Source organism: Mammaliicoccus lentus (assembly GCF_947036595.1).
GTDB classification, from domain to species: domain Bacteria; phylum Bacillota; class Bacilli; order Staphylococcales; family Staphylococcaceae; genus Mammaliicoccus; species Mammaliicoccus lentus.
The window spans coordinates 810,653-837,281 of sequence record NZ_OX344834.1; the positions used below are offsets into that span (position 1 = coordinate 810,653).

Sequence of the window (26,629 nt, forward strand, 5' to 3'; positions counted from 1 at the left end):
ATTTTACCATATAAAAGTATTTTTTAATTAAAGTTCACAACATATTTTGTCTTAAACGTAAAAAAATGCTATAGTTTAATGGCAGATTGTAAATCTGGGTAAAAGTAATAAATAGATTTTAAGAAATGGGTGTCAATATCATGGCAGAAAGAGTCAGAACAAGTCCTCAGTATGAATCGTTTCACGAATTATACAAGAATTATACAACTAAAGAATTAACATCTAAGGCTAAAGAACTCAAAATCAGTAGCTATAGTAAATTAAATAAAAAAGAACTTGTCTTAGCCATTATGGAAGCACAAATGGAGAAAGACGGAAACTATTATATGGAAGGCATTTTAGATGATATACAACCTGATGGATATGGTTTCCTAAGAACAGTTAACTACTCTAAAGGTGAGAAAGATATTTACATCTCAGCTAGCCAAATAAGACGTTTTGAAATAAAAAAAGGTGATAAAGTAACTGGTAAAGTTAGAAAACCTAAGGAAAATGAAAAGTATTACGGTCTATTACAAGTAGATTTTGTGAATGATCAAAATGCAGAAGAAGTTAAAAAAAGACCACACTTTCAAGCGTTAACCCCTTTATACCCACAAGAACGTATCCAATTAGAAACAACAGAAAAAAATTATTCAACAAGAATTATGGATTTAATTACACCAATTGGTCTTGGACAACGTGGAATGATAGTTGCCCCTCCTAAAGCAGGTAAAACATCATTATTAAAAGAAATCGCTAATGCTATTGCAATAAATCAACCTAATGCGAAATTATTTGTATTATTAATTGGAGAACGACCTGAAGAGGTTACAGATATTGAGAGATCTGTAGAACAAGCAGAAGTAGTGAATTCTACTTTTGATGAGCCGCCAGAACACCATGTAAAAGTAGCTGAGTTGTTATTAGAACGCGCTAAGCGACTTGTTGAAATTGGTGAAGACGTAATCATTTTAATGGATTCATTAACGAGATTAGCACGTGCATATAACTTAGTTATTCCACCAAGTGGTAGAACTTTATCCGGTGGTTTAGATCCAGCATCTTTACACAGACCTAAACATTTCTTCGGCGCTGCAAGAAATATTGAAGCGGGTGGTAGTTTAACAATTTTAGCAACTGCACTTGTTGAAACTGGTTCACGCATGGATGATATGATTTATGAAGAATTTAAAGGTACAGGTAACATGGAACTTCATTTAGATCGTAAATTATCAGAGAAACGAGTATTCCCTGCAATTGACATAGGAAGAAGTTCAACACGTAAAGAAGAATTGTTACTTGATCCAAAAGAATTAGAAATGGTATGGCAGTTAAGAAACCTATTTACGGACCAAAATGATTTTGCAGAACGTTTTATAAGAAAATTAAAACGCACAAAAACTAATGAAGAGTTCTTTGAAGTTTTAAGAAAATCTATGTTAGAAAGTGCTAAAACTGGCAAGTCCATCATATAAAATTTAAGGTTGCAATTTAATTACTCAACATATATAATATGTAAGTATTGAGTGAATAAGTCACAAATAAACTCTGTTCCAGATGGTTCAGGGCAAAGGAGCTGAAAGAAATGAAACAAGGAATTCATCCAGAGTATCATAAAGTAATCTTTTTAGATACGACTACAGACTTCAAATTTTTAAGTGGTTCTACTCGTACTTCTAGTGAAACAATGGAATGGGAAGATGGCAACGAATACCCAGTTATCCGTTTAGATATCTCTTCTGATTCACATCCATTCTATACTGGACGTCAAAAATTCGCATCTGCGGATGGTCGTGTGGAACGCTTCAACAAAAAATTTGGTTTCAAATCAAACAACTAATCATGAAGCGCATCAAGCATCCTTTTTTAAAGGGTGCTTTTTTTTGTAAAAATTAAGAACAGAAATTTATAATATGATATAATTAAGCGATTATGTTGAAAAAGGTGGACAAGTAATATGTACGAAAATTACCATTCCGGTTGGATAGAATGTATTTGCGGAAGTATGTTTAGTGGTAAATCTGAAGAACTAATTAGACGGCTCAGAAGAGGTTTGTATGCTAAACAAGATGTTAAAGTATTTAAACCGGCTATCGACAATCGTTATAGTGAACAAGCAGTCGTGTCTCATAACGGTAATCAATTAGATGCTATAAGCATTGAACATTCAAGTGAAATTTTAAAGCACGATTTACAAGGTATTGATATAATTGGTATTGACGAAGTTCAATTTTTTGACAATGAAATCGTTGCAGTTGCACAAAAATTAGCCGAAGAAGGCTATCGTGTAGTTGTAGCAGGACTGGATATGGATTTCAAAGGTGTGCCCTTTGAACCTATGCCTGAAATGATGGCAGTCGCTGAAATCGTAACTAAATTACAGGCTGTTTGTGCTGTTTGTGGATCACCTTCCAGTCGCACACAAAGGCTTATTAACGGGGAACCCGCTCATATTAATGATCCTATTATTTTAGTAGGGGCAGATGAAAGTTATGAACCGAGATGTAGAGATCATCATATTATAAGAACAGAAACAAGGAGTGATATAAATGTTTGATCAATTAGAAATCGTAGAAAATAGATATGAACAACTTAACGAACTATTGAGTGATCCTGATGTTGTATCTGATACGGATAAGCTTAGAGAATATTCTAAAGAACAATCTGATTTACAAAAAACAGTAGACGTTTATCGAACATATAAATCAGTGAAAACTGATATCGAAGACGCGAAAGTAATGCTAGAAGAAACAGATGACAAAGACGATCAAGAAATGTTAAAAGATGAAATTAACAGTTTAACTGATCGCATCCCAGAATTAGAGTCAGAGTTGAAGTTCTTACTTATTCCGAAAGATCCAAATGATGAGAAAAACGTAATCGTTGAGATACGTGGTGCAGCAGGTGGAGATGAAGCAGCAATATTTGCTGGAGATTTATTTAGAATGTATTCTCGTTTTGCTGAAATGGAAGGATACAAAATAGACGTAGTAGAAGAAAACCCAAGCGATCATGGTGGTTATAAGGAAATCAGTTTTTCTGTTCAAGGGACAGGCGCGTTTAGTAAATTAAAATATGAAAATGGTGCACACCGTGTGCAACGTGTTCCAGAAACTGAATCGGGTGGTAGAGTTCATACTTCAACTGCGACTGTTGCTATATTACCAGAGGCTGAAGACGTGGAAGTTGATATTCGTAGTGAAGATTTGAAAATTGAAACTTATCGTTCTAGTGGTGCAGGTGGTCAGCACGTTAACACGACTGACTCAGCCGTGCGAATTACACACGTACCTACAGGTATTATTGCAACATCTTCTGAAAAATCACAAATTAAAAACCGTGAAAAAGCACTAAAAGTATTAAAAGCAAGAGTTTTTGATATGATGGTTCGTGAAGAACATGCCAAATATGCTGAAAAAAGGAAATCAGCTGTTGGGACAGGTGACCGTTCTGAACGTATTAGAACATATAATTACCCACAAAACAGAGTTACTGACCATCGTATAGGTTTAACAATTCAAAAATTAGATCAAATAATGGACGGTAAAATTGGTGAAATTATAGATGCGTTAACGATGCATGAACAAACAGAGAAATTGGAAGATTTAAACAATGGAGAATTATAATTTTCATACATTATTAACTGAAACATATAAAGCTTTATCAGCACGAGGGTTAGAAACTTCTCGTGCTGATTGGCTATTAGAAGACATATCTGGTTTGTCCAGAACACAAATCCTTTTAAAACAACAAGAGCCAGTACCAGATAATATACTTAAGAAATTTTTGACTTATAGAGAAAGAATGTATTTAGGGGAACCCGTACAGTACATCGTTGGATTTGCTGAGTTCTATGGACGAAAATTCATAGTAAATAATGATGTTCTAATCCCTAGACCTGAAACTGAGGAATTAGTTTTGCAAACATTAAATACTATAAATCAACACGAACAAACAGTTTGCGATATTGGAACAGGCACAGGGGCTATTGCAATTAGCTTAAAGAAGGAGCGTACTAATTTAAATGTTATTGCAACTGATATTAGCGATGATGCATTAAAAGTTGCGAAAGAAAATGCTCGATTAAATCAAGTAGAAATTGAGTTTCTTCAAGGCGATGCTTTGAAACCTCTGATTAATAATGGCATTAAAGTCGATGTACTTTTATCAAACCCACCTTATATAAGCTACGAAGAAAAAGTAGAAATGTCAGAAACCGTACTGGAATATGAACCACACCTTGCTTTATTCACACAAAACAATGGTTTAGCTATTTACAAACGCATACTAAATGATTTAGATAAAGTGATGAAAAAAGATGGACTAGTCATATTTGAAATCGGTCATTTACAAGGTGAAATTTTAAAATCATATATCCATGAACACTATAAAGTTAAAAATTTGGCAATTATCAAAGATATAAATCAAAAGAATCGTATGATACAATTTAATTGGATGGGTTGTTAATAAGTTATGCACAAAAGGGTTGAGTTATCCACAAAATGTGTATAACTTTTATTTGTATACAGTAAATACGATGAGGAAGGGAAGTATAGCCTTGGAAACATATGTTTGGGATGTGCGTAAGTTTGTTCATAACTTAGCTAGTTATCCACACATCAATCAGATTATAGATGGTTACCGTCAAAATCAACTTATAGCTTTGCCGACGGAAACAGTATATGGATTAGGAGCAAATGCAAAAGACGAAGAAGCAATTAAAAATATTTATAAAGCTAAGGGTCGTCCATCTGATAACCCACTTATCGTTCATATTCATAATAAAAATCAATTAAAAGATTTTACAGAAAATATCTCAGAAGAAACAGAATTGTTGATGGATGCTTTTTGGCCAGGTCCAATTTCATTTATCGTTCCATATAAGTCAGGATATTTAGATGATAGAGTAACGGGAGGGTTGAATTCAGTTGCTGTAAGAATGCCTAGTCATGCTATTGGAAGAGAGATTTTGCAATTAGTCAATTTACCAATTGCAGCTCCAAGTGCAAATTTAAGTGGGAGACCTTCGCCTACAAAATTTGAACATGTAAAACATGACTTAAATACGAGGATTTATGGAATTATACAAGCTGAAGATATAGATGAAGGAATAGAAAGTACAGTAATAGATTGTACGACTTTTCCTTTTAAAATAGCAAGACCAGGGTCTATAACTGCTGAAATGATTAATGAGGTTTTGCCGTATAGTATTATAGATAAAAAAATAGATATAAATAAACCAATTGCCCCAGGAATGAAATATCAGCACTATGCACCTTCTCAACCAGTAACGTTAATAGAGGGTGGTATAACAAAACCGCTCGATCTTAATTTATTAAGTAGTAAAAAACTAGCTTTTATTGGTCCAAGGAGCATAGAGCATTTAGTTCCTGAAAACATTAAATTTATTCCTTTAGGAAAAAATAAAAATGATATTAAAGGTGCTCATCATGATTTATACGATGCATTAAGAATCGCAGACCAATTAAATGATATTGAACATATATTGATAAATGGTTATGAACGAACAGATCAAACTGTTGCATTAATGAATAGAATAGATAAAGCAAGCGGACATAGATTTAAAGGGGAAGATGAATTGTGAAAATAATATTTGTATGTACAGGTAATACTTGTAGAAGTCCATTAGCAGAAGCTATAGCTAAAGATTTGATGCCTGATTACGAAATACATTCGAGAGGTATTTCAGCATTTAACGGTGCACCGATATCTCAACAATCAATGGATATTATATTGGAAAATAATTTACCGATTCCTGAATCAGCGCAACAATTTAGCGATGCAGATTTAGATGCAGATTTAATTTTGACTATGACAGAAAATCACAAATCGATATTGCAATCCATGTATGAACATAAAAATATTGATTCATTAAAACATTATACGAGTGGAAAAGCTGGAGACGTAGTAGATCCAATTGGACAGCAAATAGGTGTGTATAGAAATACTTATGAAGAAATTAAGAAATTGATAATCGAATTATTACAGAGTAATTAAGAATACAAATAATTTGTATAATAGCTATATCACGCATGAAAAATACGTTATAATATGAAAGTATAAACAAATTGGGAGGTGGGAAGATGAAAGTAGCTATTGCAGCAGACCATGGAGGCTTTGAATACAAAGAAGCAATTAAAAAATTATTAGAAGAAATGAACATTGAATATAAAGATTTTGGAACACATAAAGGTGAATCAGTGGATTATCCAGATTATGCTAAACCTGTTTCAGAAAATGTAGCAAATGGTAATTTCGATAAAGGTATTTTAATTTGTGGAACTGGCATTGGTATGTCGATTGCTTCTAATAAAGTAAAAGGGGTACGTTGTGCACTTGTGCATGATGTTTTTACTGCGGAAGTAACAAGACAACACAATGATTCAAATGTATTAGCATTAGGCCAACGTGTCATCGGTGAAGGATTAGCACTTCTCATCGTCAAAACTTGGTTGACGAGCGAGTTCGAAGGCGGTAGACATCAAAAACGCATAGATAAAATTGAAGGTGATTGTTCATGAAAGATAATTTAATACAATTATTTAATGAGCTTAAGTCTAAACAATTTTTTACTGAAAATGAACTATGTATTATAGGATGTTCTACTTCAGAGATTAGAGGGGCAAAAATAGGCTCGAATGGTTCAGCAGAGATTGCGAAAGAATTGTATGAAACGCTTGATTCAATACATAAAGAGACAGGTGTTCATTTTGCATTTCAAGGTTGTGAACATATAAATCGAGCTATTACAATCGAACGCGAACTGTTTGATCCCTACTTAATGACTGAGGTTTCTGTTGTTCCACAACGGAATGCTGGAGGCAGCTTATCAACCTATGCATATCAACATATGGATGATCCTGTATTAGTTGAACATATCAAATGCGATAAAGGTATTGATATTGGTCAAACATTAATTGGTATGCATATTAAGCATGTAGCAGTACCGATATCAGTTGAAACTAGACAAATCGGTGAAGCAGTAGTAACAGTAGCAACAAGCCGTCCAAAATTAATTGGCGGTGAAAGAGCAAAGTATTAAATTCTTAAAAGCGAGGGATTGTACATGTCATTTATTAAAAAGCAAGACGAAAAACTTTTCGAAGCAATGGAAAAAGAGTTCGACAGACAAAATAACAACATAGAATTAATCGCGTCTGAGAACTTTGTTTCTGAAGCGGTGATGGAAGCTCAAGGTTCTGTATTAACTAATAAATACGCAGAAGGTTACCCTGGTCGTCGTTATTATGGTGGTTGTGAGCATGTTGATATCGTAGAAGATATAGCGAGAGAACGCGCAAAAGAAATCTTCGGTGGAGACCATGTTAACGTACAACCACATTCTGGTTCACAAGCAAATATGGCTGTGTATTTTGTTGCTTTAGAACCAGGTGATACTGTACTTGGAATGAATTTAAGTCATGGTGGACATTTAACTCACGGAGCTAAAGTTAACTTTAGTGGTAAACTATATAACTTTGTAGAGTATGGCGTGTCTAAAGAAAATGAACAAATTGACTATGATGAAGTTTTAAGAGTAGCTAAAGAAACTCAACCAAAATTAATAGTTGCTGGTGCTTCTGCTTATCCAAGAGGAATTGATTTTAAACGTTTCAAAGAAATTGCAGATGAAGTAGGCGCTAAATTAATGGTAGATATGGCTCATATCGCTGGTTTAGTTGCTGCTGGATTACACCAAAACCCAGTAGAATATGCTGACTTTGTTACAACTACGACGCACAAGACACTTAGAGGTCCTCGTGGTGGCATGATTTTCTGTAAAGAAGAATATGCTAAAGAAATCGATAAAATCATTTTCCCTGGTATCCAAGGTGGTCCATTAATGCATGTCATTGCAGGTAAAGCTGTATCATTTGGTGAAGCATTAGAACCAGAATTTAAAGATTACCAAAAACAAGTGATTAAGAATGCTCAAAAGTTAGCTGCTACACTAGAAGAAGAAGGTTTACGTATTGTATCTGGTGGAACAGATAACCATTTAATCTGTGTCGATGTTAAAGGTTCTCTTGGTATTACAGGGAAAGTTGCTGAAAATGCTTTAGATGAAGTAGGAATAACTTGTAATAAAAATACAATACCATTTGATCAAGAAAAGCCTTTCGTAACAAGTGGTATTCGATTAGGTACACCAGCTGTTACATCTCGTGGATTTGATGAAAGTGCAATGGAAGAAGTTGGTAGAATAATGGCGACAGTGCTAAAAAATCCTGAAGATGAAACAACATTAAAAGAAGCACATGAACGTGTATTATCATTAACTTCTAAGTTCCCACTTTACAACAAATAATAGTTATTGGAGGATTGCCTTATGGGTAAAGTACATGTTTTTAATCACCCGCTCATTCAACATAAATTGAGCTATATTCGTGATAAAAAAACTGGAACAAAGGAATTTAGAGAGCTTGTTGACGAAGTAGGCATGCTTATGGCTTATGAAGTTACAAGAGATTTTGATTTAAAAGACGTAGAAATTGAAACACCTGTTACAAAAATGACAGCGCAAAGATTATCAGGTAAGAAATTAGCGCTCATTCCTATTTTACGTGCTGGTCTTGGTATGACAGACGGTATTATGAAACTTGTACCTGCTGCGAGAGTTGGCCACGTTGGTTTATATCGTGACCCAGAAACACTTGAAGCAATAGAGTATTTTGTTAAGTTACCTCAAGATATTGAAGAACGTGAAATTATTGTAGTAGATCCTATGCTTGCTACAGGTGCATCTGCGATTGAAGCTATTCAATCATTAAAAAATCGTGGCGCTACTAAAATCCGCTTTATGGGATTAGTTGCTGCACCTGAAGGGGTTAAGGCACTACAAGAAGCACATGAAGATGTAGATATATATATTGCCGCTTTAGATGAAAAATTAGACGAGCATGCATACATTACACCAGGACTTGGTGATGCAGGCGACCGTCTGTTTGGCACTAAATAATAATAGGAGGATTTTATTACAATGAAGAAAATTATGACGATATTTGGTACGCGACCTGAAGCTATTAAAATGGCACCTTTGGTTTCAGAACTGAAAAATGATCCGGAGTTACAACCAATTGTAGTTGTGACTGCACAACATAGAGAAATGCTGGACTCAGTTCTTGAAACATTTGATATCACACCAGATTATGATTTGAATATCATGAAACAAGGGCAAACACTTTCTGAAGTAACTTCTAGAGTGCTAGGTGGACTTGAAAGTGTTATTCAAGAAGCGAAACCAGATATGATATTGGTACATGGAGATACAACTACTACTTTTGCTGGTAGCTTAGCTGCTTTTTATAACGAAGTCGCAATTGGACACGTTGAAGCAGGCTTAAGAACTTGGAATAAGTATTCTCCATTCCCAGAAGAAATGAATCGACAAATGACGGGGGTCCTTGCTGATTTACACTTCTCACCAACTGATCAGTCTAAACATAATTTACTTCAAGAAAATAAAAAAGACGAATCTATTGTTGTTACAGGTAATACAGCTATTGATGCATTATCAACAACGGTTAGTGAAAATTACGAAAGTGAAATCATTAACCGCCATAAAGATAAACGCATCGTGTTGTTAACAGCGCATAGACGCGAAAATATTGGTAAACCAATGGAAAATATCTTCAAAGCTGTTAGACGTATTGTTGAAGAGCATGAAGATGTTGTCGTTGTATACCCAATGCATAAAAATCCAAAGGTCAGAGATATAGCTGGACAATTATTAAGTGATCATAATCGTATCGAACTAATAGAGCCATTAGAAGTTATTGATTTTCATAACTTTGCGGCAAATTCTCATTTGATTCTTACTGATTCTGGCGGTGTACAAGAAGAAGCACCTTCACTTGGGAAGCCAGTCCTTGTATTGAGAGATACAACTGAGCGCCCAGAAGGGGTAGAAGCTGGTACGTTAAAACTAGTTGGCGTAGAAGAAGAGGATGTCTACAACGAAACGAAAAAACTATTAAATGATCAATCTTCATATGAAAGCATGAGCATTGCTCAAAATCCATATGGTGATGGCTTAGCATCTAAGAGAATATGTGAAAATATTAAGTATTATTTTGATATTTTGACTGAAGCACCTGCACCGTTCAAAACAAAATAAGTTAGAAGTGGTTTGTGTCAATTCTGTGACAAAAAAATGACAAAAATTTGTTTTCTATTTTTGACATAGCATTGACACTATAAGGCCACTATATTATCATGAAAATTGTGTGATGAAACGGTTTTCAAAGATATATAACTAATTAAAGGAGTTTCAGCTGCATGTTTGATTTCAAGGGCTTTTTCAAGTCTTATTTACAGTATTTTATTTTCTTCGTTATTTTTCTAGTTGTCGTTTATTTCTTCTTGAAACATGAGTTCATTTTAGGACTAATAATTGGAACAATAGCATCAGCTGTTAACTTGTTTTCATGGGAAGTTTACCTCAATCGAGCAAAAAATGCTGAATCATTACAATTATCAACTGGAAACTGGGTAAGGTACCTTGTAACTATTGTTGCATGTTGTTTCTGGCTTAAATATCCAATAATTGTTGATATTATCGGAATTTTAGTAGGGCTGATGATTGCATATGTGTTAATCATGTTTAGGTCACTCAAAAATCTCGATTAAATAATTAAAATTGTGAAAAGAGGTGAAAATATGGAACACGAATCACCTTTGTGGTCCATCAATTTTGGAGGGTTTGACTTAATATTCAATCTTTCAAGTGTCTTAATGATAGTAGTTTCAGCAATTATCGTTTTTGCGATAGCTGTAGCTTGTACTAGAAATTTAAAAGTAAGACCTTCTGGTGCTCAAAACTTTATTGAATGGATTTTTGACTTCGTTAAAGGCATCATTCAAAGTAATATGGCATGGAAAGAGGGAGGGAAATTCCATTTCCTTGCAGTAACATTAATATTATTTATTTTTGTTTCTAATATGTTAGGACTTCCATTCTCAATTGTTGTAGGACACACATTATGGTGGAAATCACCAACAGCAGATCCTACTGTGACATTAACATTAGCTACTTTAATGGTATTGCTCACACACTTCTACGGTGTGAAAATGCGTGGAACGAGTGGATATTTAAAATCGTTCGTTCAACCGGTAGCTTTAATGGTGCCATTCAAAATTGTTGAAGAATTTGCTTCAACATTGACGCTTGGTCTACGTTTGTACGGTAATATATTTGCAGGTGAAGTATTATTAGGTTTACTAGGTACTTTAGCTGCTGGCGGCGCTTTAGGAGTTTTAGGCGCATTTTTACCTGCTATGGTATGGCAAGCATTCTCAATTTTTATAGGTTCAATTCAAGCGTACATATTTGTAATGTTATCAATGGTTTATATGTCCCACAAAGTGGCAGAAGATCATTAATATAAAATTTAAAAAACAATTAATATTTTTAATTCTAGGAGGAAAATTATAATGAGTTTAGGTGTATTAGCAGCGGCAATCGCAATCGGTTTAGCAGCATTAGGAGCAGGTATTGGTAACGGTCTTATCGTTTCAAGAACAGTTGAAGGTGTTGCACGTCAACCAGAAGCACGTGGTCCATTAATGACAATTATGTTTATCGGTGTTGGTTTAGTTGAAGCCCTACCTATCATTGCAGTTGTAGTAGCATTCATGGTAATGAACCGATAAGCTAACATATTTTTAGAACAGGCGGAGTCTATCTAAAAAGGATTTCGCCATTCATTTATGAGGTGTTAGAACCTTGACTTGCAATGAAAGGAGTGTAATTGGCAGTGGATCATAACGTATTGGTTTTAGGTGCTACAGGCAGTGGCGTTGAATGGGGAACAGCTTTATTCACATTAATCACGTTTTTAATCCTGTTAGCTTTATTAAAGAAATATGCTTGGGGACCATTGAAATCCATAATGGATGAACGTGAAGAAACTATCAATAAAGATATTGATGACGCTCAAGCAGCAAAGGTAAATGCAAAAAAATTAGAAGAAGAAAATAGAGACATCCTTAAAAAGACTCAAGAAGAAGTACAAACAATTCTTGATGATGCAAAACATCAAGCTAAAGTACAACAAGAGCAAATTATAAGTGATGCAAATGTTAAAGCAAATGGGTTAATTCAATCAGTACAAGCAGAGATTCAGCAAGAGAAACAAAGAGCAATTGCTGATATTAATAATCGTGTATCTGAACTTTCTGTATTAATAGCTTCTAAAGTAATTAATAAAGAGATTTCTGAACAAGATCAAAAAGAACTTGTTGAAAAATACATTAAAGAGGCAGGGGAAAAATAATGGCGAATATAAGTCAAAAATATGCCCAAGCTTTATATGATGTAGCAGAAGAACATAACATAGAAGACACAATATTAAACGAACTCGAAACGCTAGAAAATAGTGTGAAACCAAATCTAGATGAAATTAAGGCTATAGATTATAATCCAAAGTTAGCTCAAGAAGACAGACAAGCTTTAGTTGAAAATGTATTCAAAGGCGTATCTAAACCTTTAATGAACACATTATTCTTATTAGCTAATAACAACAAATTGTCTTTAATTCCTAGTGTTTTTATAGATTATAGAAATATTTATAATCAAGTACATAGTCAAGATTTAATGAAAGTTGAATCTGTCTATCCGTTATCTAACGAAGAATTAGATGAAATAGGGAAAGTTTTTATTAAGCGTACAGGTTTAAAGAAATTAATTTTAGAAAATGAAATAAATGATTCTTTAATTGGCGGTGTTCGTGTAACGATAGGTACGAAAGTTTACGACGGCTCGATTCAGAATGATTTAAATCAATTAACAAAATCATTTCATCAAATGAAATAATTATTAAGGAGTGACATAGATGGCCATTAAAGCTGAAGAAATCAGTGCTTTATTACGCTCTCAAATTGAAAACTATGAGTCTGAAATGTCAGTTACCGACGTTGGTACAGTTATCCAAGTCGGGGATGGTATTGCATTAGCTCATGGCTTGAATGACGTTATGGCTGGTGAACTTTTAGAGTTTCATACTGGCGTTTTAGGTTTGGCACAAAACTTAGAAGAAAATAACGTAGGTATCGTCATTTTAGGACCTGCAGAAGGTATTAAAGAAGGCGATGAAGTTAAGCGTACTGGACGTATCATGGAAGTACCAGTAGGCGAAGAATTAATCGGACGTGTTGTGAATCCTTTAGGACAACCAATAGATGGACAAGGTCCAATTAACACTTCTAAAACACGCCCTGTAGAATCACCTGCAACAGGTGTTATGGATCGTAAATCAGTAGATGAACCTCTACAAACTGGTATTAAAGCGATTGACGCATTAGTACCAATTGGACGTGGACAACGTGAGTTAATCATCGGTGACCGTCAAACAGGTAAAACTACTGTAGCAATCGATACTATTTTAAACCAAAAAGACCAAGATATGATTTGTATATACGTAGCTATAGGTCAAAAAGAATCTACAGTTCGTACAGCAGTTGAAACATTACGTAGACATGGTGCATTAGATTACACTATCGTTGTATCAGCATCTGCAGCTCAACCTGCTCCTTTACTGTATATTGCACCTTATTCTGGTGTAGCTATGGGTGAAGAGTTCATGTTCAATGGTAAACACGTATTAGTTGTTTATGATGATTTAACGAAACAAGCAGCAGCTTACCGTGAATTATCATTATTACTACGTCGTCCGCCAGGCCGTGAAGCTTATCCAGGTGACGTATTCTACTTACACAGTCGTTTATTAGAACGTGCTGCTAAATTGAATGATGAATTAGGTGGCGGTTCAATTACTGCATTACCTTTCGTTGAAACGCAAGCAGGTGATATCTCTGCTTACGTACCGACAAACGTTATTTCAATTACAGACGGTCAAATATTCTTACAATCAGACTTATTCTTCTCAGGTGTAAGGCCAGCGATTAACGCAGGTTTATCAGTTTCACGTGTTGGTGGTTCGGCACAAATTAAAGCAATGAAGAAAGTTGCTGGTACTTTACGTTTAGACTTAGCTTCTTATCGTGAATTAGAGTCATTTGCTCAATTCGGTTCAGACTTAGATGCTGCAACTAAAGCGAAATTAGAACGTGGTAAACGTACAGTAGAAGTACTTAAACAAGATCAAAATAAACCATTATCTGTTGAACGACAAGTTGTTATCTTATACGCATTGACTAAAGGTCATTTAGATGACATTCCTGTTGTAGACATTACAAGATTTGAAGATGAATTCTTAAATTGGATCGATTCTAATGCTAGCGATTTATATAAAGAAATTCGCGAAACAAAACAATTACCATCTGATGATAAATTTGTTTCTGCTATCGAAGGATTCAAAAAAGTATTTAATAAATCTCAAGTAGAGTAATATTAAGCTTTAAATAAAAGGTGGTGAAATTGTGGCTTCACTTAGAGAAATCAAAGGAAGAATCACTTCTACGCAAAGTACGAGTCAAATTACAAAAGCAATGAACATGGTTTCTAATTCTAAATTACGTAGAGCTGAAGAAAACGCAAGTGCATTTGAACCTTATATGAATAAAATGCAAGATGCAATAACAGCTATTGCTTCTAAAAGTTCGGATGTATCTCATCCGATGCTTAAAAAACGAGAAGTAAAACGTTCAGGTTATTTAGTGATAACTTCTGACAAAGGATTAGCAGGACCATATAGTGCAAATATATTAAAAAATTTAGTAAATGATATTAAAGAAAAACATAACAACAACCCAGATGAATATGCAATTGTTGTAGTAGGTCGTGTAGGTCGAGATTTCTTGAAGAACAGAGATTATAATGTTGTTGAAGAATATACGGGATTACCAGATCAACCTACTTTTAAAGATGTTCAAGCTTTAACTGAAAAAGCAGTAGACTTATTCAACGAAGAATTTTACGATGAACTGACTTTATACTATAGTCACTTTGTAAGTGTTCTTGAGCAACAAGTTAGGTCTAAAAGGATACTACCTTTATCTGATGAAGATACAGGAAAAGGTTCAAGCTTAATGGCTGGCTACGAATTCGAACCAGATAAAGAAACTATTTTAGAAGTTATATTACCACAATATGCTATTAGTTTAATCTATGGTGCTGTATTAGACGGTAAAGCAAGTGAGCATGCTTCTAGAATGACGGCTATGAAAAATGCTACAGACAATGCTTCTGAATTAATTGACGAATTATCAATACAATATAACAGAGCTAGACAAGCTGCAATTACTCAACAAATTACTGAGATTGTAGGCGGAGCAGCTGCACTAGAATAAGATTAGGAGGAATTTACATGGGATTAGGCCGAGTAACGCAAATTACAGGGCCAGTTATTGACGTACGTTTCCCACATGGTGAATTGCCGGAACTTAATAATGCTTTGACAATTAAAGTAGACCGTCCCGACGGTAACACTTTTAATTTAGCATTAGAAGTTGCATTACACCTTGGTGATGATGTTGTACGTACAATAGCTATGGCATCAACTGATGGTGTGAAACGTGGTCAAGAAGTAGTAGACACTGGTAAAGCTATTTCAGTACCGGTTGGAGATGCTACATTAGGTCGTGTGTTTAATGTTTTAGGTGAAAAAATTGATTTAGGTGAAGAGCTTGATGAAAGTGTTCGTCGTGACCCTATTCATCGTTTAGCTCCTAAGTTTGAAGATTTATCTACAAAAGTAGAAATTCTTGAAACTGGAATTAAAGTAGTAGACTTATTAGCGCCATATATTAAAGGTGGTAAAATCGGTCTATTCGGTGGTGCCGGTGTAGGTAAAACAGTTCTTATTCAAGAATTAATTAATAATATTGCTCAAGAGCATGGTGGTATTTCTGTATTCGCAGGTGTAGGTGAACGTACACGTGAAGGTAACGACTTATACTATGAAATGAGCGATTCAGGCGTTATTAAGAAAACGGCAATGGTCTTTGGACAAATGAACGAACCACCAGGTGCTCGTGCTAGAGTTGCATTATCAGGTTTAACTATGGCTGAATACTTCCGTGATGAACAAGGACAAGATGTATTATTATTCATTGATAACATCTTCCGCTTTACTCAAGCAGGTTCTGAAGTTTCTGCATTGTTAGGTCGTATGCCTTCAGCAGTTGGTTATCAACCAACTCTTGCTACTGAGATGGGACAATTACAAGAACGTATTACATCTACTAATAAAGGATCAGTTACATCTATTCAAGCGGTATTCGTACCAGCCGATGACTATACTGACCCAGCGCCAGCTACTGCTTTCGCTCACTTAGATGCAACTACAAACCTTGAGCGTAAATTGACAGAAATGGGTATATACCCAGCGGTTGATCCTTTGGCTTCAACGTCGCGTGCCTTAACACCTGAAATTGTTGGTGACGAGCATTATGACGTTGCACGTCGTGTTCAACAGACTTTACAAAAGTATAGAGAATTACAAGATATCATAGCTATCCTTGGTATGGATGAATTATCAGATGATGATAAGAAAACAGTTGAACGTGCTCGTCGTATTCAATTCTTCTTATCTCAAAACTTCCATGTAGCAGAACAATTTACTGGCCAAAAAGGATCATATGTACCAGTTAGTCAAACTGTACAAGATTTCAAAGCAATACTAGAGGGACAATATGACCATATACCAGAAGATGCTTTCCGTTTAGTCGGTGGTATCGAAGCAGTTCTTGAAAATGCTAAAAACATGGGTGTAGAGGTCTAATACTAATTAGGAGGAATGGAAAATGAATACATTTACCTTAGATGTTGTCACTCCTAATGGATCTGTTTACTCAGCAAAAGATGTTGAACTTGTTGTTTTACATACTGAAACTGGAGAAATGGGTGTAATGGCTGGCCATATTCCAACTGTTGCAGCATTAAAAACAGGATATGTTAAAGTAAACAAAGCAAGTGGTACAGAGTATTTAGCTGTTTCCGAAGGATTTGTTGAAGTAAGAACTGATAAAGTTACTGTTCTAGTTCAGTCAGCTGAAACAGCTGAGGATATAGATAAAGAACGTGCGATTAATTCTAAAGAACGTGCAGAAGAACGATTACATAGTAATCGTGATGATGTTGATTATAGACGTGCTGAACGCGCGTTAAGTCGTGCAATTAATCGAATTGAAGTGGCTAAATTTAGATAATTATACAGGCTGAGACAAAAATATATGTCTCAGCCTAATTTATTATAATGGCAGTAGCTGACTGGACTGAAAATACGCTTATATCAAAGTTATTTCAATTCTGGTCATCTTTGCCGGGATGGGACTATGAAATATTTTAGGAAAATGAAATATCTGTCCCACTCCCTTTGTTCTAGTGAAAGGATTGAGAGTATGGAATATTATGGTCAATTAGGTATTATAGGATTAATTCTTCATGTTGTATGTGTATGTTTAGCTTTTTGGGCGTTACAAGGCGTTAGGTTAGAGCAAATTTTCAAGAAAAATCATATAGCGCAAGCTCAAACATTTATAATCATTTTAGCTGTTTTATTAGGTACAAGTCTGAGTCGTTTTATTTTAGATATCCTCCAATATTCGTTACAATTAAAATTACTTTTCTAAAAATTACAAGAAAATACATAAATGTATGTAAAAAGAACAAAAAAGTAGTATAATGTTTTGGTGAATGTTTATGATTAATTAAAAGTGTGTATTTAATATATATATACTTTTGTAAATTAAATAATAGTGATGTATTTGTGGAGGACAATTATATGGATAAAATCGTCGTAAAAGGCGGGAAACGTCTAGAAGGAACAGTTGTTGTAGAAGGGGCTAAAAACGCAGTTCTACCTATATTGACAGCTACACTTTTACCGTCTGAAGGTCAAAGCGTTTTAACGAATGTACCAAAGTTAAGTGATGTTGATACAATAAATAACGTATTAACACATTTAAATGCAGAAATAGAATATGAGGCAGATAATAATACTGTAAAGGTTGATTCATCTAATCCTTTAAAAATAGAGGCACCTTATGAATATGTAAGCAAAATGAGAGCAAGCATATTAGTAATGGGTCCATTATTAGCAAGAGAAGGTCATGCTAGAGTTGCTTTACCGGGAGGTTGTGCAATTGGATCAAGACCAATTGAACAACATTTAAAGGGCTTCGAAGCATTGGGTGCTGAAATAGAATTACATAATGGATTTATAGAAGCAACTACACCTAATGGTTTAAAAGGCAGTAAAATTTATTTAGATTTCCCAAGCGTTGGTGCTACTCAAAATATTATGATGGCAGCTGTATTAGCAGACGGAAAAACTGAAATACAAAACGTTGCTAGAGAACCGGAAATAGTTGACTTAGCTAATTATTTAAATGAAATGGGTGCTCAAGTACATGGAGCAGGTACGGATACAATTAAAATAATTGGAGTCGATCATTTAGTAGGTGCGGAGCATTCTATTATTCCTGATAGAATTGAAGCTGGTACATTTATGATTGCTGGTGCTATTACAAGAGGTAATATAAATGTAATCGGAGCAATAAGAGAACATATGTCAAGCTTAGTTTCGAAACTAGAAGAAGCTGGTGTTCAAATAACAGAAATTAAAGATGGCTTAAATATTCAAGTGCCTGGTGAAATTAAAGCTATCGATGTTAAAACGATGCCACATCCTGGTTTCCCGACGGATATGCAATCTCAAATTATGGCGTTGTTATTAACTGCTAACGGAACAAGTAAAATAACTGAAACTGTCTTTGAAAATAGATTCATGCATGTTGAAGAATTTAAACGTATGAATGCTGATATATTTATTAACGGTAGAAGTGCTATGATTACGGGACATGATGACTTACAAGGTGCAGATGTAAAAGCAACAGACTTAAGAGCAGGTGCAGCACTTATACTTGCTGGACTAGTATCTGATGGTTATACAAATGTTACAGAACTTAAACATTTAGATAGAGGTTATGTTGATTTTCATGGTAAACTAAAAACATTAGGTGCAGATGTAGAACGCATTAATGATGAAGGCAAGTTAAAAGATAAAGCGAGGGTTTAGTATGGCTGAAACACAATCATCGAGAACTGACGAAAAAAATAGAAAGTCGCCATTTAAAAGGTTTAAAGAAAAAATTCAAACGAGTAGAGTTGAAACGATTCAAGGTATTGAAGTTGAACATCGTGTAATACCGTTATGGATGAAATTACTTATACTGCTAATTTTAATGGTCTTGCTATTTGTTGTCGGGACTATGATTGGTTATGGCATTTTGCATAATCCATTTGGTGTATTTAAACCTGAAACTTGGCAGCACATCTTTGAATTAACAGGAAGGAGTTCATGATGGAAGAAATTATTTACGATTATAATGAAATTAAAAAAATAATACCTCATCGTTATCCATTTTTATTATTAGATAAAATTGTAGAATTAGAAGATGGTAAACGTTGTGTTGGTATTAAGCAAGTATCTGGGAATGAGCCTTTCTTCCAAGGTCATTTTCCTGATTATGCCGTAATGCCTGGCGTACTAATCGTTGAAGCTTTAGCGCAAACAGGTGCAGTAGCAATGCTACGATTAGAAGAAAACCAAGGTAAGTTAGCTATGTTTGCAGGAATCGATAAGTGTCGATTTAAGAGACAAGTAGTGCCTGGTGACACGCTAAGATTAGAAGTAGAAATCAATAGAATTAAAGGTCCAATAGGAAAAGGTACTGCTAAAGCAACAGTAGATGGAGAAGTTGCATGTAGTTGTGAAATTAGCTTTGCACTTGTGGATCAAAAATAAAAAATATATAGATGTATAAAGCCACACCATTGAATGTTCAATGGTGTGGCTTTATTTGTTGTAAATAGTCGAGAGATTTATATCTCACTCTTTATTATATATTACTTTTTTCATCTTTTAATTTTGGTTTAGATTGCATAAGTCGATTAAATGAAGTTTTAAGTTCTTCACCTGTTAATCCTTCTTCTATTAATTGTTCTAGTAATCGTTCAGCATAAACTTGTCTTAAAGTATAAATATGACATTCAAATACTACTGAAATTTTTTCATCTAATTGCTCTATATATTTTATAGTCGCATCAAATAATGCAGGGTCATTAGATGGTCTTGTAATAACGACGCGTGTGTCTAATAATTTTTGAGTGTCATGATATTCTTTCATTTGTTCATAATGAATATCAGAGATTAAAATTTCTAATAACCAACCTGTTCCACTATTTTCTTTATTTATAATAATACCATCTAACAATTCATATTCTGTAATCTGTTCATCATTTACGATTTGAAAGCGAACTGCTTTAAATGTTTTCATAAACATCCCCCTTAAATGTTAAAACTACGAATGTTTAACTTTGTGTTCTATTATAAAGCACTTTTTAAGTAAATAACAATATTCTAAGGATATTGTTGAAAATTATGATGGAAAATATAAAAAAATGGATTTTGACGTAAAAATGTTGATTCCTTATATTAAAAATATAAGGAGGTGAAAGATATGCTTAATAAATCTGTTTTAGTTGGGAGGTTAACTAAAGACCCTGCCTATTTTAAGAAAGGTGACACTATCATTTCTACATTTTGTTTAGCCGTTGAAAGGGGTTATAAATCTAAAGAAGGTAATATGGTTGTTGACTTTATTGTGTGCAAAGCTTTTGGGAAATTAGCTTATAACATTCATCAATATACGAAGAAAGGTCAATTAATAGCTTTAACAGGCCAAATACAAACACGTGTATATATTAAAGATGATAAAAAGCAATATATTACTGAAATTATTTGTGAAACGATAAAGTTTTTAAATATGCCTTCAACAAATAGGAAAGGTGTCCCTCAATCTAAAGAAGAGATAAGTGATTTAATAAGTGAAAGTGCTGACACTTATTCAGAAGAACTATCTGTTAGAATGAGCGATGAAAGAAATACAGCTGAACAAAAGGCCAAAGAGAACGAACAAGATAACTTGTCGCAAGATGAAGTTTATAAACAGTATAATAAAATGATTGAAATTATACATGATGAAACAGACACATCTGAACAACCACAAACCTCGAATAAATCTATGGTAGTAAAATCATAGATTCATTCTAATTCCTCTATTAATAAAAATAGTCTTCCAAAACTAAAATACTCTCGATTCTATATTCCAGTGTGTCTAGAATATAAATAACCAGACGCTTATTAAATTGTTCAAATTATTGGACGTTTAATTACTTCCTACAAACTTATTCTAAAATTTGTGGGAAGTATTTTATATTTTATAAGTAGTTTATATATGACTTAAGAGTTTAATTATAATTGTGTAACCAATTACAGTGGTGTTACAAATTGCACTTTAATTAATTTTACACAACTTAAAAGAATACTTTCATGAAAGTTCTCAAGAAAGTATAAAGCTGTAAAATATTCTTGAGATTTATGTAATACAATTGTAATAATTAGCTGTAATTTTTCATATGGTTGTAACCTATGTCATCAAATTTAATGATATAGTTTATAAAGTAAAAATCATAAATAAAGAGATAACCTTACAGGAGGAAATATTCAATCATGAAAAAATTATTAGCAGTTTCAACAGCAGCAGTTGCAGTTACGACAGGGGTAACAGCTACAGCTGATGCAGCAACTCATACAGTAAAATCGGGAGACACTTTATTTGAGATCTCTAAACAATACGGAACAACAGTTGACGCACTTAAAGCGGACAATGGTTTAAATTCAAACTTAATCTTACCTAACCAAGTAATTAAAGTTAATGAAGCGAAAGCAGAAAATACTGAAGCGACTACAGAATACACTGTAGTTTCAGGAGATACTTTAGGGAAAATTGCATCTAAATATGATGTAACAGTATCTCAATTGAAAGCATGGAACAACTTAAATTCAGATCTAATTGTTGTTGGTCAAACTTTATCATTACAAGCACCAGCACAATCAGCTGAACCAGCAACAGCTCCAGTAGCTCAACAAGCTCCGGTTCAACAAACTGAAACACAAGTTGAAGCACCAGCTTACCAAGCTAACTATCAAGCACCAACACAATCATACAAAGCACCAGCTCAACCAACATACAATAAAGTTCAAACTTCACAAACTTCATATAAAGCGCCAGCTCAATCGGCTAGCACTGGTGGATCTACTAAAGCTCAATTCTTAGCTGCAGGTGGAACTGAAGCAATGTGGAATACAATTGTATTACCAGAATCAAGTGGTAATCCAAATGCGGTAAGCCCTAACGGTTACCAAGGTTTAGGTCAAACTAAAGAATCATGGGGAACTGGTTCTGTAGCTACACAAACTAAAGGTATGTTAAACTACGCGAAACAACGTTATGGTTCTGAAGCAGCTGCAATTGAATTCCGTAAAACTCATGGCTGGTGGTAAGCTAAAAGCTTAATTTTCAAGTTATATAAATAATATTAATTCAATCGTCTAGGAAATATCCTAGGCGATTTTTTATATTTTACTAATGTTGTTTAATTTGACCATTATAAATGTATTTGATAATCTTAAAGTAATTGAATAAAGGAATGACTACTAGGGGCGCCTATAGGCTGAGATGAATTCGTTCAGTCCCTTATACCTGATTTGGATAATGCCAACGTAGGAAAGTGGTCAATTAACGTATACTCTACTTTTAATTGACTTCTTTTTATACGAAAGAAGTCATTTTTTTATTTAAAAAATTATTAGGAGAGATAACATGCGTTTTTCTGAGCAGTTACAACAAAAAGTAGAACCAATTATTGAAGAAATATATAATGATGGATTCATTCAAGGGTTTGTAAATGATGACATTTCAGCAGAAGCTGTAAAGCATTATTTAAAAGCGGATGCCAGATATTTAAATGAATTTGCTAAAGTCTATGCGCTATTAATTCCTAAGATAGACTCTAAAGAAGAGTTGAAATTTTTATTAGAACAAATAGAATTCGCTTCTTCAGGGGAAGTAGGAGCTCATCAAATATTAGCGGATTATATCGGTGAAGATTATCATGAAGTAATAAAAGATGGGGCATGGTATCCTACTGCAGATCACTATATTAAGCATATGTATTATAATGCGTACGCACATGAAAATGTTGCTTATACTGTAGCAGCTATGGCACCATGTCCATATGTATATAGAAGGATAGCTCAACTAGCTATTGAGAGAAATAATTTTTCGTCTAATCATAAGTTACAAGAATGGTTTAAATTTTACTATAAAGGTATGGATGAACTAATGGGCGTACTAGACAACTGGCTCGATACTTTTAGTGAAAATGCATCTAAAGCAGAAATAGAACTAGTCGAAAGAAATTTTTTAGAAAGCACTGTTCATGAACGCAATTTCTTCAACATGTCGTATATTCAAGAAAAATGGGAATTTGAGGAGAGATAAATATGAAAAAACCAAACATTGCGTTATCGATTGCTGGTACCGACCCAACAGGCGGAGCAGGTATCATGGCAGATTTAAAATCATTTCAAGCGTCAGGAGTATATGGAATGGCAGTTCCAACTAGTATCGTTTCTCAAAATACTTTAGGTGTACAAGATGTCTACCATTTACCTATAGAAGTACTTGAATCTCAATTGAAAAGTGTATTCGATGATGAAACGCCAGATGCAATAAAAACGGGCATGATTGCATCAGAAGAAATGATGGAAACAATCAAACCTTATATTGAACAAGCTAATAAACCTTATGTCATTGATCCTGTAATGGTCGCTAAAAGTGGAGATTCACTGATGGATGATAAAGGTAAAAATAAATTAAAATCTATATTATTACCATTAGCTACTGTGGTAACGCCAAATATACCAGAAGCTGAAGATATAACAGGGTATAAAATTCAAACAGAAGAACAAATCAAAAAAGCTGGAGAATTTTTCTTAAATGAAGTTGGTTCTAAAGGTGTTGTCATTAAAGGCGGTCATTTAGAAGGTGATGCTATTGATTATTTATTTACACAAGAGGGTATAAGAAGTTGGAAGAGTGAAAGATTTGATACGCAACACACACATGGGACTGGTTGTACATTTAGCGCAGTGATTACAGCAGAATTAGCTAAAGGACATACGATAGAAGAAGCGGTTAATACAGCTAAGAGATTTATTACTTTAGCAATTAAGTACACGCCAGAAATAGGAAAAGGTAGAGGACCAGTAAATCATTTCGCATATCAAAAAGTAGAGGGATTGGATTATGAGTAAACTACAAAATATTCGAGAAACAGGACCACTCGTAGTATGTTATACAAACGATGTTGTAAAAAACTTTACAGCGAACGGTTTAATATCGCTAGGAGCAAGTCCAGCTATGAGTGAAGAACCAGAAGAAGCGGAAGAATTTTCGAAAGTAGCAAGCGCCTTTTTAGTAAATATAGGTACAATTACAACTGATAAAGCATATGATATGAAAGAATATGCGAAAATAATGCATGATAACGGAGTGCCCGTTGTACTAGACCCAGTTGCAGTTGGAGCATCCACAATTAGAAAGACATTCTGCCAAACACTTCTTAACGATCAAGTAGTTGATGTAATAAGAGGTAACGCATCAGAAATATTAGCTTTAGTTGACGAAGAAACAACTATGAAAGGCACAGATAGTGATGATTCGTTAGACGTAGTAAAAATTGCTAAAAAAGCGCATAAACAATTGAATTTACCGATTATATTAACAGGAAAAACAGATGTTATTGCATGTAATAATCAATATTTAGAATTAAATAATGGTAGTGAAATGCTGACAAAAATTACTGGTGGAGGATGTTTACTAGGTGCTGTAGTGGGTGCTTTTCTTGCAAATGAAAAACAAATTACAGTAGATTTATTAGGAGAAGCATTATCAACGTATAATATCGCTAGCGAAATTGCGAGTGAACAATCCGGCGCGCATTTACCAGGTACATTCAAAGTTGCATTTATTGATCAATTGAATGCAATAACGGATGAAATTGTTAAGCAAAAACAGAAAGTGAAAGAAGTGAAATGATGTTTAAACAAGAATTGCTAAAAGTTTATTTTATAGCAGGCAGCCAAGACGTCCCTAACAAAAATTTATATACTGTTCTTGAGGAAGCATTAAAATCAGGTATTACAATGTTTCAATATCGAGAAAAAGGACCTAATAGTAAAACAGGCAAAGACAAAGAAACATTAGCGAAACAATTATTTGAACTATGTAAAAAATATAATGTACCGTTCATAGTAAATGACGATGTCGATTTAGCCTTAAAAATAAATGCTGATGGTATCCATGTTGGACAAGACGATAAAAATGTATCGTTATTTAAAGATAAGTTTGAAAATAAAATCATTGGATTAAGCGTTGCTAATAAAGAAGAATATAATTTATCAGATATTTCACTTGTTGATTATATAGGTACAGGTCCTATACATTCAACGCTTTCTAAAAGTGATGCAGGTGAAGAGGGTGGTTATGACCTCATTTCTAACTTAAGAAGATATGATGAAAATATACCAATTGTTGCTATTGGAGGTATAACAGAAGCTGACGTCATACCTTTGATAAACGCTGGTGCGGATGGGGTTAGCATTATTTCAGCTATAGCAAAAAGTACAAATATTGAACAAACTGTGAAGGGCTTTCATAATCAATATAAAAAAGTACTATAAATTTAAGATATTGATTTATGTTGAATAGAAACTATGGTAGAATAACCTTTATGTGAGTATATCAATAGAGGTGGAAAAATGAAGAAAAAAGCTTTATGGCCATTATTATTCGGTGTAATGGTTGTGCTAGCTGGGTGTGATTATTCTAAACCTGAGAATAGAGATGGATTCTTTTATAATACATTTGTTAAACCAATGGACAATTTAATTCATTGGCTCGGTGCTAACTTAGATCACAACTATGGACTAGCAATTATAATTATTACGTTAATCGTGCGTTTAGTCTTATTCCCATTCATGATGAAAACGTATAAAAATCAAAAATTAATGCGTGAAAAAATGAAATTAGCTAAACCTGAAATGGAAAAAATTCAGGAGAGAGTTAAACGTGCTAGAACTCAAGAAGAAAAAATGGAAGCCAATCAAGATATGATGGCACTATACAAAAAGCACGGTATTAACCCAATGAACATGGGTTGTTTACCAATTGTTATTCAAATGCCTATCGTAATGGGCTTGTTCTATGTATTGAAGTTCCCAACTGAAGGTGGAATTACAGAATATCCACAATTCCTATGGTTCAACTTAACGCAACCAGATATCTTCATTACTATAATTGCAGGTATCATTTATGCATTACAAGCATTTGTTTCTATGAAATACGCTAATGTACCTGATGAACAAAAGAATATGATGAGAATGATGATGTTCATTTCTCCAATCATGATTATTTGGATGTCATACATTTCAGCTTCAGCATTAGGTTTATACTGGGCTGTCGGTGGTGCTTTCCTAGTTGTTCAAACTTGGTTAGGTAATGTCTTCTATAACAGTAAAGTTGAAGAAGAAATGAAACCAATCATTGAAGCGCACGAAAAAAACCAACAAGAAGCTAACAATGATAAGAAACCAGCTAAGCTCGTTTCAAATAAAAAGAAAAAGAAATAAGTCAGGGTAACAACAATCCTGTAAAATAGAAAAAGCGGAAATTCTTTTAAATAAGAATTTCCGCTTTTTTTGTTGTCTAAGTTGCAAGACGAGGCACACGTGCAACATTCTAGTGTTCTAAGTTG

The 26,629-nt window shown here is 34.1% G+C and carries 33 protein-coding genes and 1 riboswitch; of the genes, 32 read left to right on the top strand and 1 reads right to left on the bottom strand.

Annotation, left to right across the window (positions count from 1 at the left end):
* Window positions 1-140 precede the first annotated feature (140 nt).
* The 25 genes from rho (at window position 141) to fabZ (ending at window position 19,712) form a co-directional block, all read left to right on the top strand.
* Window positions 141-1,457, top strand: coding sequence for a transcription termination factor Rho (rho, locus tag ACNMOQ_RS03885; protein WP_416350264.1), 1,317 nt, complete (start codon window positions 141-143; stop codon window positions 1,455-1,457).
* A 110-nt stretch (window positions 1,458-1,567) separates the two neighbouring features.
* Entirely contained in the window at window positions 1,568-1,822 is a 255-nt protein-coding gene (locus tag ACNMOQ_RS03890) for a type B 50S ribosomal protein L31 (protein ID WP_016998893.1), read from the top strand.
* Between the two features lie 117 nt (window positions 1,823-1,939).
* Complete coding sequence (locus tag ACNMOQ_RS03895) at window positions 1,940-2,539, top strand: thymidine kinase (protein ID WP_016998894.1); 600 nt, start codon at window positions 1,940-1,942, stop codon at window positions 2,537-2,539.
* Window positions 2,532-3,608 carry a peptide chain release factor 1 gene (prfA, locus tag ACNMOQ_RS03900; protein WP_016998895.1) on the top strand — a complete coding sequence of 359 codons (1,077 nt, stop codon included), beginning with the start codon at window positions 2,532-2,534 and terminating at the stop codon, window positions 3,606-3,608. Before ACNMOQ_RS03895 ends, prfA begins: the two co-directional genes overlap by 8 nt.
* A complete protein-coding gene (prmC, locus tag ACNMOQ_RS03905; protein ID WP_416350265.1) occupies window positions 3,595-4,449 on the top strand; it encodes a peptide chain release factor N(5)-glutamine methyltransferase in 855 nt (284 codons plus the stop codon). Before prfA ends, prmC begins: the two co-directional genes overlap by 14 nt.
* 91 nt (window positions 4,450-4,540) lie before the next feature.
* Window positions 4,541-5,587, top strand: coding sequence for an L-threonylcarbamoyladenylate synthase (locus ACNMOQ_RS03910; protein WP_416350266.1), 1,047 nt, complete (start codon window positions 4,541-4,543; stop codon window positions 5,585-5,587).
* Window positions 5,584-6,000, top strand: coding sequence for a low molecular weight protein arginine phosphatase (locus ACNMOQ_RS03915; RefSeq protein WP_016998898.1), 417 nt, complete (start codon window positions 5,584-5,586; stop codon window positions 5,998-6,000). Before ACNMOQ_RS03910 ends, ACNMOQ_RS03915 begins: the two co-directional genes overlap by 4 nt.
* Before the next feature lie 86 nt (window positions 6,001-6,086).
* The gene (rpiB, locus tag ACNMOQ_RS03920) at window positions 6,087-6,524 is read left to right on the top strand and encodes a ribose 5-phosphate isomerase B (protein WP_016998899.1); all 438 of its coding nucleotides are present in this window, start codon (window positions 6,087-6,089) and stop codon (window positions 6,522-6,524) included.
* Window positions 6,521-7,045: a TIGR01440 family protein gene (locus tag ACNMOQ_RS03925; protein WP_218688350.1), complete on the top strand. Its 525-nt coding sequence runs from the start codon at window positions 6,521-6,523 to the stop codon at window positions 7,043-7,045. The genes rpiB and ACNMOQ_RS03925 overlap by 4 nt, the downstream gene beginning before the upstream one ends.
* 24 nt (window positions 7,046-7,069) lie before the next feature.
* Window positions 7,070-8,311, top strand: coding sequence for a serine hydroxymethyltransferase (locus ACNMOQ_RS03930; RefSeq protein WP_016998901.1), 1,242 nt, complete (start codon window positions 7,070-7,072; stop codon window positions 8,309-8,311).
* Between the two features lie 21 nt (window positions 8,312-8,332).
* Window positions 8,333-8,962 (top strand): uracil phosphoribosyltransferase, encoded by a 630-nt coding sequence (upp, locus tag ACNMOQ_RS03935; protein WP_016998902.1) that lies wholly within the window; start codon window positions 8,333-8,335, stop codon window positions 8,960-8,962.
* A 21-nt stretch (window positions 8,963-8,983) separates the two neighbouring features.
* Window positions 8,984-10,120, top strand: a complete 1,137-nt coding sequence (wecB, locus tag ACNMOQ_RS03940) for a non-hydrolyzing UDP-N-acetylglucosamine 2-epimerase (RefSeq protein ID WP_064210830.1) — start codon at window positions 8,984-8,986, stop codon at window positions 10,118-10,120.
* A gap of 161 nt (window positions 10,121-10,281) precedes the next feature.
* Window positions 10,282-10,632, top strand: a complete 351-nt coding sequence (locus ACNMOQ_RS03945) for an ATP synthase subunit I (protein ID WP_016998903.1) — start codon at window positions 10,282-10,284, stop codon at window positions 10,630-10,632.
* A 30-nt stretch (window positions 10,633-10,662) separates the two neighbouring features.
* Window positions 10,663-11,385, top strand: a complete 723-nt coding sequence (gene atpB / locus ACNMOQ_RS03950) for a F0F1 ATP synthase subunit A (protein WP_016998904.1) — start codon at window positions 10,663-10,665, stop codon at window positions 11,383-11,385.
* Between the two features lie 51 nt (window positions 11,386-11,436).
* A complete protein-coding gene (atpE, locus tag ACNMOQ_RS03955; RefSeq protein ID WP_016998905.1) occupies window positions 11,437-11,655 on the top strand; it encodes a F0F1 ATP synthase subunit C in 219 nt (72 codons plus the stop codon).
* Between the two features lie 98 nt (window positions 11,656-11,753).
* Entirely contained in the window at window positions 11,754-12,278 is a 525-nt protein-coding gene (locus ACNMOQ_RS03960; RefSeq protein WP_416350267.1) for a F0F1 ATP synthase subunit B, read from the top strand.
* The gene (locus ACNMOQ_RS03965) at window positions 12,278-12,817 is read left to right on the top strand and encodes a F0F1 ATP synthase subunit delta (protein ID WP_016998907.1); all 540 of its coding nucleotides are present in this window, start codon (window positions 12,278-12,280) and stop codon (window positions 12,815-12,817) included. Before ACNMOQ_RS03960 ends, ACNMOQ_RS03965 begins: the two co-directional genes overlap by 1 nt.
* A 19-nt stretch (window positions 12,818-12,836) precedes the next feature.
* A complete protein-coding gene (gene atpA, locus ACNMOQ_RS03970) occupies window positions 12,837-14,351 on the top strand; it encodes a F0F1 ATP synthase subunit alpha (RefSeq protein ID WP_016998908.1) in 1,515 nt (504 codons plus the stop codon).
* 31 nt (window positions 14,352-14,382) lie between these two features.
* Window positions 14,383-15,252 (top strand): ATP synthase F1 subunit gamma, encoded by an 870-nt coding sequence (gene atpG, locus ACNMOQ_RS03975; protein ID WP_016998909.1) that lies wholly within the window; start codon window positions 14,383-14,385, stop codon window positions 15,250-15,252.
* A 17-nt stretch (window positions 15,253-15,269) separates the two neighbouring features.
* Complete coding sequence (gene atpD, locus ACNMOQ_RS03980; RefSeq protein ID WP_064204155.1) at window positions 15,270-16,685, top strand: F0F1 ATP synthase subunit beta; 1,416 nt, start codon at window positions 15,270-15,272, stop codon at window positions 16,683-16,685.
* Window positions 16,686-16,707: 22 nt separating this feature from the next.
* Window positions 16,708-17,112: a F0F1 ATP synthase subunit epsilon gene (locus tag ACNMOQ_RS03985; protein WP_016998910.1), complete on the top strand. Its 405-nt coding sequence runs from the start codon at window positions 16,708-16,710 to the stop codon at window positions 17,110-17,112.
* Between the two features lie 192 nt (window positions 17,113-17,304).
* Window positions 17,305-17,535, top strand: coding sequence for a DUF1146 family protein (locus ACNMOQ_RS03990; protein ID WP_016998911.1), 231 nt, complete (start codon window positions 17,305-17,307; stop codon window positions 17,533-17,535).
* A gap of 152 nt (window positions 17,536-17,687) precedes the next feature.
* Window positions 17,688-18,983, top strand: a complete 1,296-nt coding sequence (murA, locus tag ACNMOQ_RS03995; RefSeq protein WP_016998914.1) for a UDP-N-acetylglucosamine 1-carboxyvinyltransferase — start codon at window positions 17,688-17,690, stop codon at window positions 18,981-18,983.
* Window position 18,984: 1 nt separating this feature from the next.
* A complete protein-coding gene (locus tag ACNMOQ_RS04000) occupies window positions 18,985-19,269 on the top strand; it encodes a DNA-directed RNA polymerase subunit beta (protein ID WP_016998916.1) in 285 nt (94 codons plus the stop codon).
* Window positions 19,269-19,712, top strand: a complete 444-nt coding sequence (fabZ, locus tag ACNMOQ_RS04005) for a 3-hydroxyacyl-ACP dehydratase FabZ (protein ID WP_016998917.1) — start codon at window positions 19,269-19,271, stop codon at window positions 19,710-19,712. Before ACNMOQ_RS04000 ends, fabZ begins: the two co-directional genes overlap by 1 nt.
* Before the next feature lie 94 nt (window positions 19,713-19,806).
* Here fabZ and ACNMOQ_RS04010 read toward each other — a convergent pair whose 3' ends face one another.
* The gene (locus ACNMOQ_RS04010; protein WP_016999715.1) at window positions 19,807-20,244 is read right to left on the bottom strand and encodes a YwpF family protein; all 438 of its coding nucleotides are present in this window, start codon (window positions 20,242-20,244) and stop codon (window positions 19,807-19,809) included.
* A gap of 183 nt (window positions 20,245-20,427) precedes the next feature.
* On the opposite strand from ACNMOQ_RS04010, the gene ACNMOQ_RS04015 reads away from it, so the two are divergent.
* From ACNMOQ_RS04015 to yidC, 7 genes are all read left to right on the top strand, one after another.
* Complete coding sequence (locus ACNMOQ_RS04015; RefSeq protein ID WP_016999714.1) at window positions 20,428-21,009, top strand: single-stranded DNA-binding protein; 582 nt, start codon at window positions 20,428-20,430, stop codon at window positions 21,007-21,009.
* Window positions 21,010-21,479: 470 nt separating this feature from the next.
* On the top strand, window positions 21,480-22,313 hold the full coding sequence (locus tag ACNMOQ_RS04020; protein WP_016999713.1) for a LysM peptidoglycan-binding domain-containing protein: 834 nt from the start codon (window positions 21,480-21,482) through the stop codon (window positions 22,311-22,313).
* A 145-nt stretch (window positions 22,314-22,458) separates the two neighbouring features.
* A riboswitch (TPP riboswitch) is annotated at window positions 22,459-22,556 on the top strand.
* A 76-nt stretch (window positions 22,557-22,632) separates the two neighbouring features.
* A complete protein-coding gene (gene tenA, locus ACNMOQ_RS04025) occupies window positions 22,633-23,313 on the top strand; it encodes a thiaminase II (RefSeq protein ID WP_416350268.1) in 681 nt (226 codons plus the stop codon).
* Window positions 23,314-23,315: 2 nt separating this feature from the next.
* The gene (thiD, locus tag ACNMOQ_RS04030) at window positions 23,316-24,128 is read left to right on the top strand and encodes a bifunctional hydroxymethylpyrimidine kinase/phosphomethylpyrimidine kinase (protein ID WP_103268929.1); all 813 of its coding nucleotides are present in this window, start codon (window positions 23,316-23,318) and stop codon (window positions 24,126-24,128) included.
* A complete protein-coding gene (thiM, locus tag ACNMOQ_RS04035; RefSeq protein WP_135031101.1) occupies window positions 24,121-24,912 on the top strand; it encodes a hydroxyethylthiazole kinase in 792 nt (263 codons plus the stop codon). Before thiD ends, thiM begins: the two co-directional genes overlap by 8 nt.
* Window positions 24,909-25,556, top strand: coding sequence for a thiamine phosphate synthase (gene thiE, locus ACNMOQ_RS04040; protein WP_167751577.1), 648 nt, complete (start codon window positions 24,909-24,911; stop codon window positions 25,554-25,556). The genes thiM and thiE overlap by 4 nt, the downstream gene beginning before the upstream one ends.
* A gap of 78 nt (window positions 25,557-25,634) precedes the next feature.
* Entirely contained in the window at window positions 25,635-26,504 is an 870-nt protein-coding gene (gene yidC / locus ACNMOQ_RS04045) for a membrane protein insertase YidC (RefSeq protein WP_016999708.1), read from the top strand.
* The last annotated feature ends 125 nt before the right edge of the window (window positions 26,505-26,629 follow it).

Excerpts from the sequence above, each read along its gene's own strand:
- ACNMOQ_RS04010 (WP_016999715.1), bottom strand. The coding sequence starts at position 20,244 with ATGAAAACATTTAAAGCAGTTCGCTTTCAAATCGTAAATGATGAACAG.
- prfA (WP_016998895.1), top strand. The coding sequence starts at position 2,532 with ATGTTTGATCAATTAGAAATCGTAGAAAATAGATATGAACAACTTAAC.
- thiE (WP_167751577.1), top strand. The coding sequence starts at position 24,909 with ATGATGTTTAAACAAGAATTGCTAAAAGTTTATTTTATAGCAGGCAGC.
- ACNMOQ_RS03895 (WP_016998894.1), top strand. The coding sequence starts at position 1,940 with ATGTACGAAAATTACCATTCCGGTTGGATAGAATGTATTTGCGGAAGT.
- ACNMOQ_RS04015 (WP_016999714.1), top strand. The coding sequence starts at position 20,428 with ATGCTTAATAAATCTGTTTTAGTTGGGAGGTTAACTAAAGACCCTGCC.
- atpE (WP_016998905.1), top strand. The coding sequence starts at position 11,437 with ATGAGTTTAGGTGTATTAGCAGCGGCAATCGCAATCGGTTTAGCAGCA.
- rpiB (WP_016998899.1), top strand. The coding sequence starts at position 6,087 with ATGAAAGTAGCTATTGCAGCAGACCATGGAGGCTTTGAATACAAAGAA.
- ACNMOQ_RS03925 (WP_218688350.1), top strand. The coding sequence starts at position 6,521 with ATGAAAGATAATTTAATACAATTATTTAATGAGCTTAAGTCTAAACAA.
- murA (WP_016998914.1), top strand. The coding sequence starts at position 17,688 with ATGGATAAAATCGTCGTAAAAGGCGGGAAACGTCTAGAAGGAACAGTT.
- upp (WP_016998902.1), top strand. The coding sequence starts at position 8,333 with ATGGGTAAAGTACATGTTTTTAATCACCCGCTCATTCAACATAAATTG.
- yidC (WP_016999708.1), top strand. The coding sequence starts at position 25,635 with ATGAAGAAAAAAGCTTTATGGCCATTATTATTCGGTGTAATGGTTGTG.
- wecB (WP_064210830.1), top strand. The coding sequence starts at position 8,984 with ATGAAGAAAATTATGACGATATTTGGTACGCGACCTGAAGCTATTAAA.
- rho (WP_416350264.1), top strand. The coding sequence starts at position 141 with ATGGCAGAAAGAGTCAGAACAAGTCCTCAGTATGAATCGTTTCACGAA.
- ACNMOQ_RS03945 (WP_016998903.1), top strand. The coding sequence starts at position 10,282 with ATGTTTGATTTCAAGGGCTTTTTCAAGTCTTATTTACAGTATTTTATT.
- ACNMOQ_RS03990 (WP_016998911.1), top strand. The coding sequence starts at position 17,305 with ATGGAATATTATGGTCAATTAGGTATTATAGGATTAATTCTTCATGTT.
- prmC (WP_416350265.1), top strand. The coding sequence starts at position 3,595 with ATGGAGAATTATAATTTTCATACATTATTAACTGAAACATATAAAGCT.
- ACNMOQ_RS03985 (WP_016998910.1), top strand. The coding sequence starts at position 16,708 with ATGAATACATTTACCTTAGATGTTGTCACTCCTAATGGATCTGTTTAC.
- ACNMOQ_RS04000 (WP_016998916.1), top strand. The coding sequence starts at position 18,985 with ATGGCTGAAACACAATCATCGAGAACTGACGAAAAAAATAGAAAGTCG.
- ACNMOQ_RS04020 (WP_016999713.1), top strand. The coding sequence starts at position 21,480 with ATGAAAAAATTATTAGCAGTTTCAACAGCAGCAGTTGCAGTTACGACA.
- ACNMOQ_RS03930 (WP_016998901.1), top strand. The coding sequence starts at position 7,070 with ATGTCATTTATTAAAAAGCAAGACGAAAAACTTTTCGAAGCAATGGAA.
- tenA (WP_416350268.1), top strand. The coding sequence starts at position 22,633 with ATGCGTTTTTCTGAGCAGTTACAACAAAAAGTAGAACCAATTATTGAA.
- atpA (WP_016998908.1), top strand. The coding sequence starts at position 12,837 with ATGGCCATTAAAGCTGAAGAAATCAGTGCTTTATTACGCTCTCAAATT.
- thiD (WP_103268929.1), top strand. The coding sequence starts at position 23,316 with ATGAAAAAACCAAACATTGCGTTATCGATTGCTGGTACCGACCCAACA.
- ACNMOQ_RS03965 (WP_016998907.1), top strand. The coding sequence starts at position 12,278 with ATGGCGAATATAAGTCAAAAATATGCCCAAGCTTTATATGATGTAGCA.
- ACNMOQ_RS03890 (WP_016998893.1), top strand. The coding sequence starts at position 1,568 with ATGAAACAAGGAATTCATCCAGAGTATCATAAAGTAATCTTTTTAGAT.
- fabZ (WP_016998917.1), top strand. The coding sequence starts at position 19,269 with ATGGAAGAAATTATTTACGATTATAATGAAATTAAAAAAATAATACCT.
- atpD (WP_064204155.1), top strand. The coding sequence starts at position 15,270 with ATGGGATTAGGCCGAGTAACGCAAATTACAGGGCCAGTTATTGACGTA.
- atpB (WP_016998904.1), top strand. The coding sequence starts at position 10,663 with ATGGAACACGAATCACCTTTGTGGTCCATCAATTTTGGAGGGTTTGAC.
- thiM (WP_135031101.1), top strand. The coding sequence starts at position 24,121 with ATGAGTAAACTACAAAATATTCGAGAAACAGGACCACTCGTAGTATGT.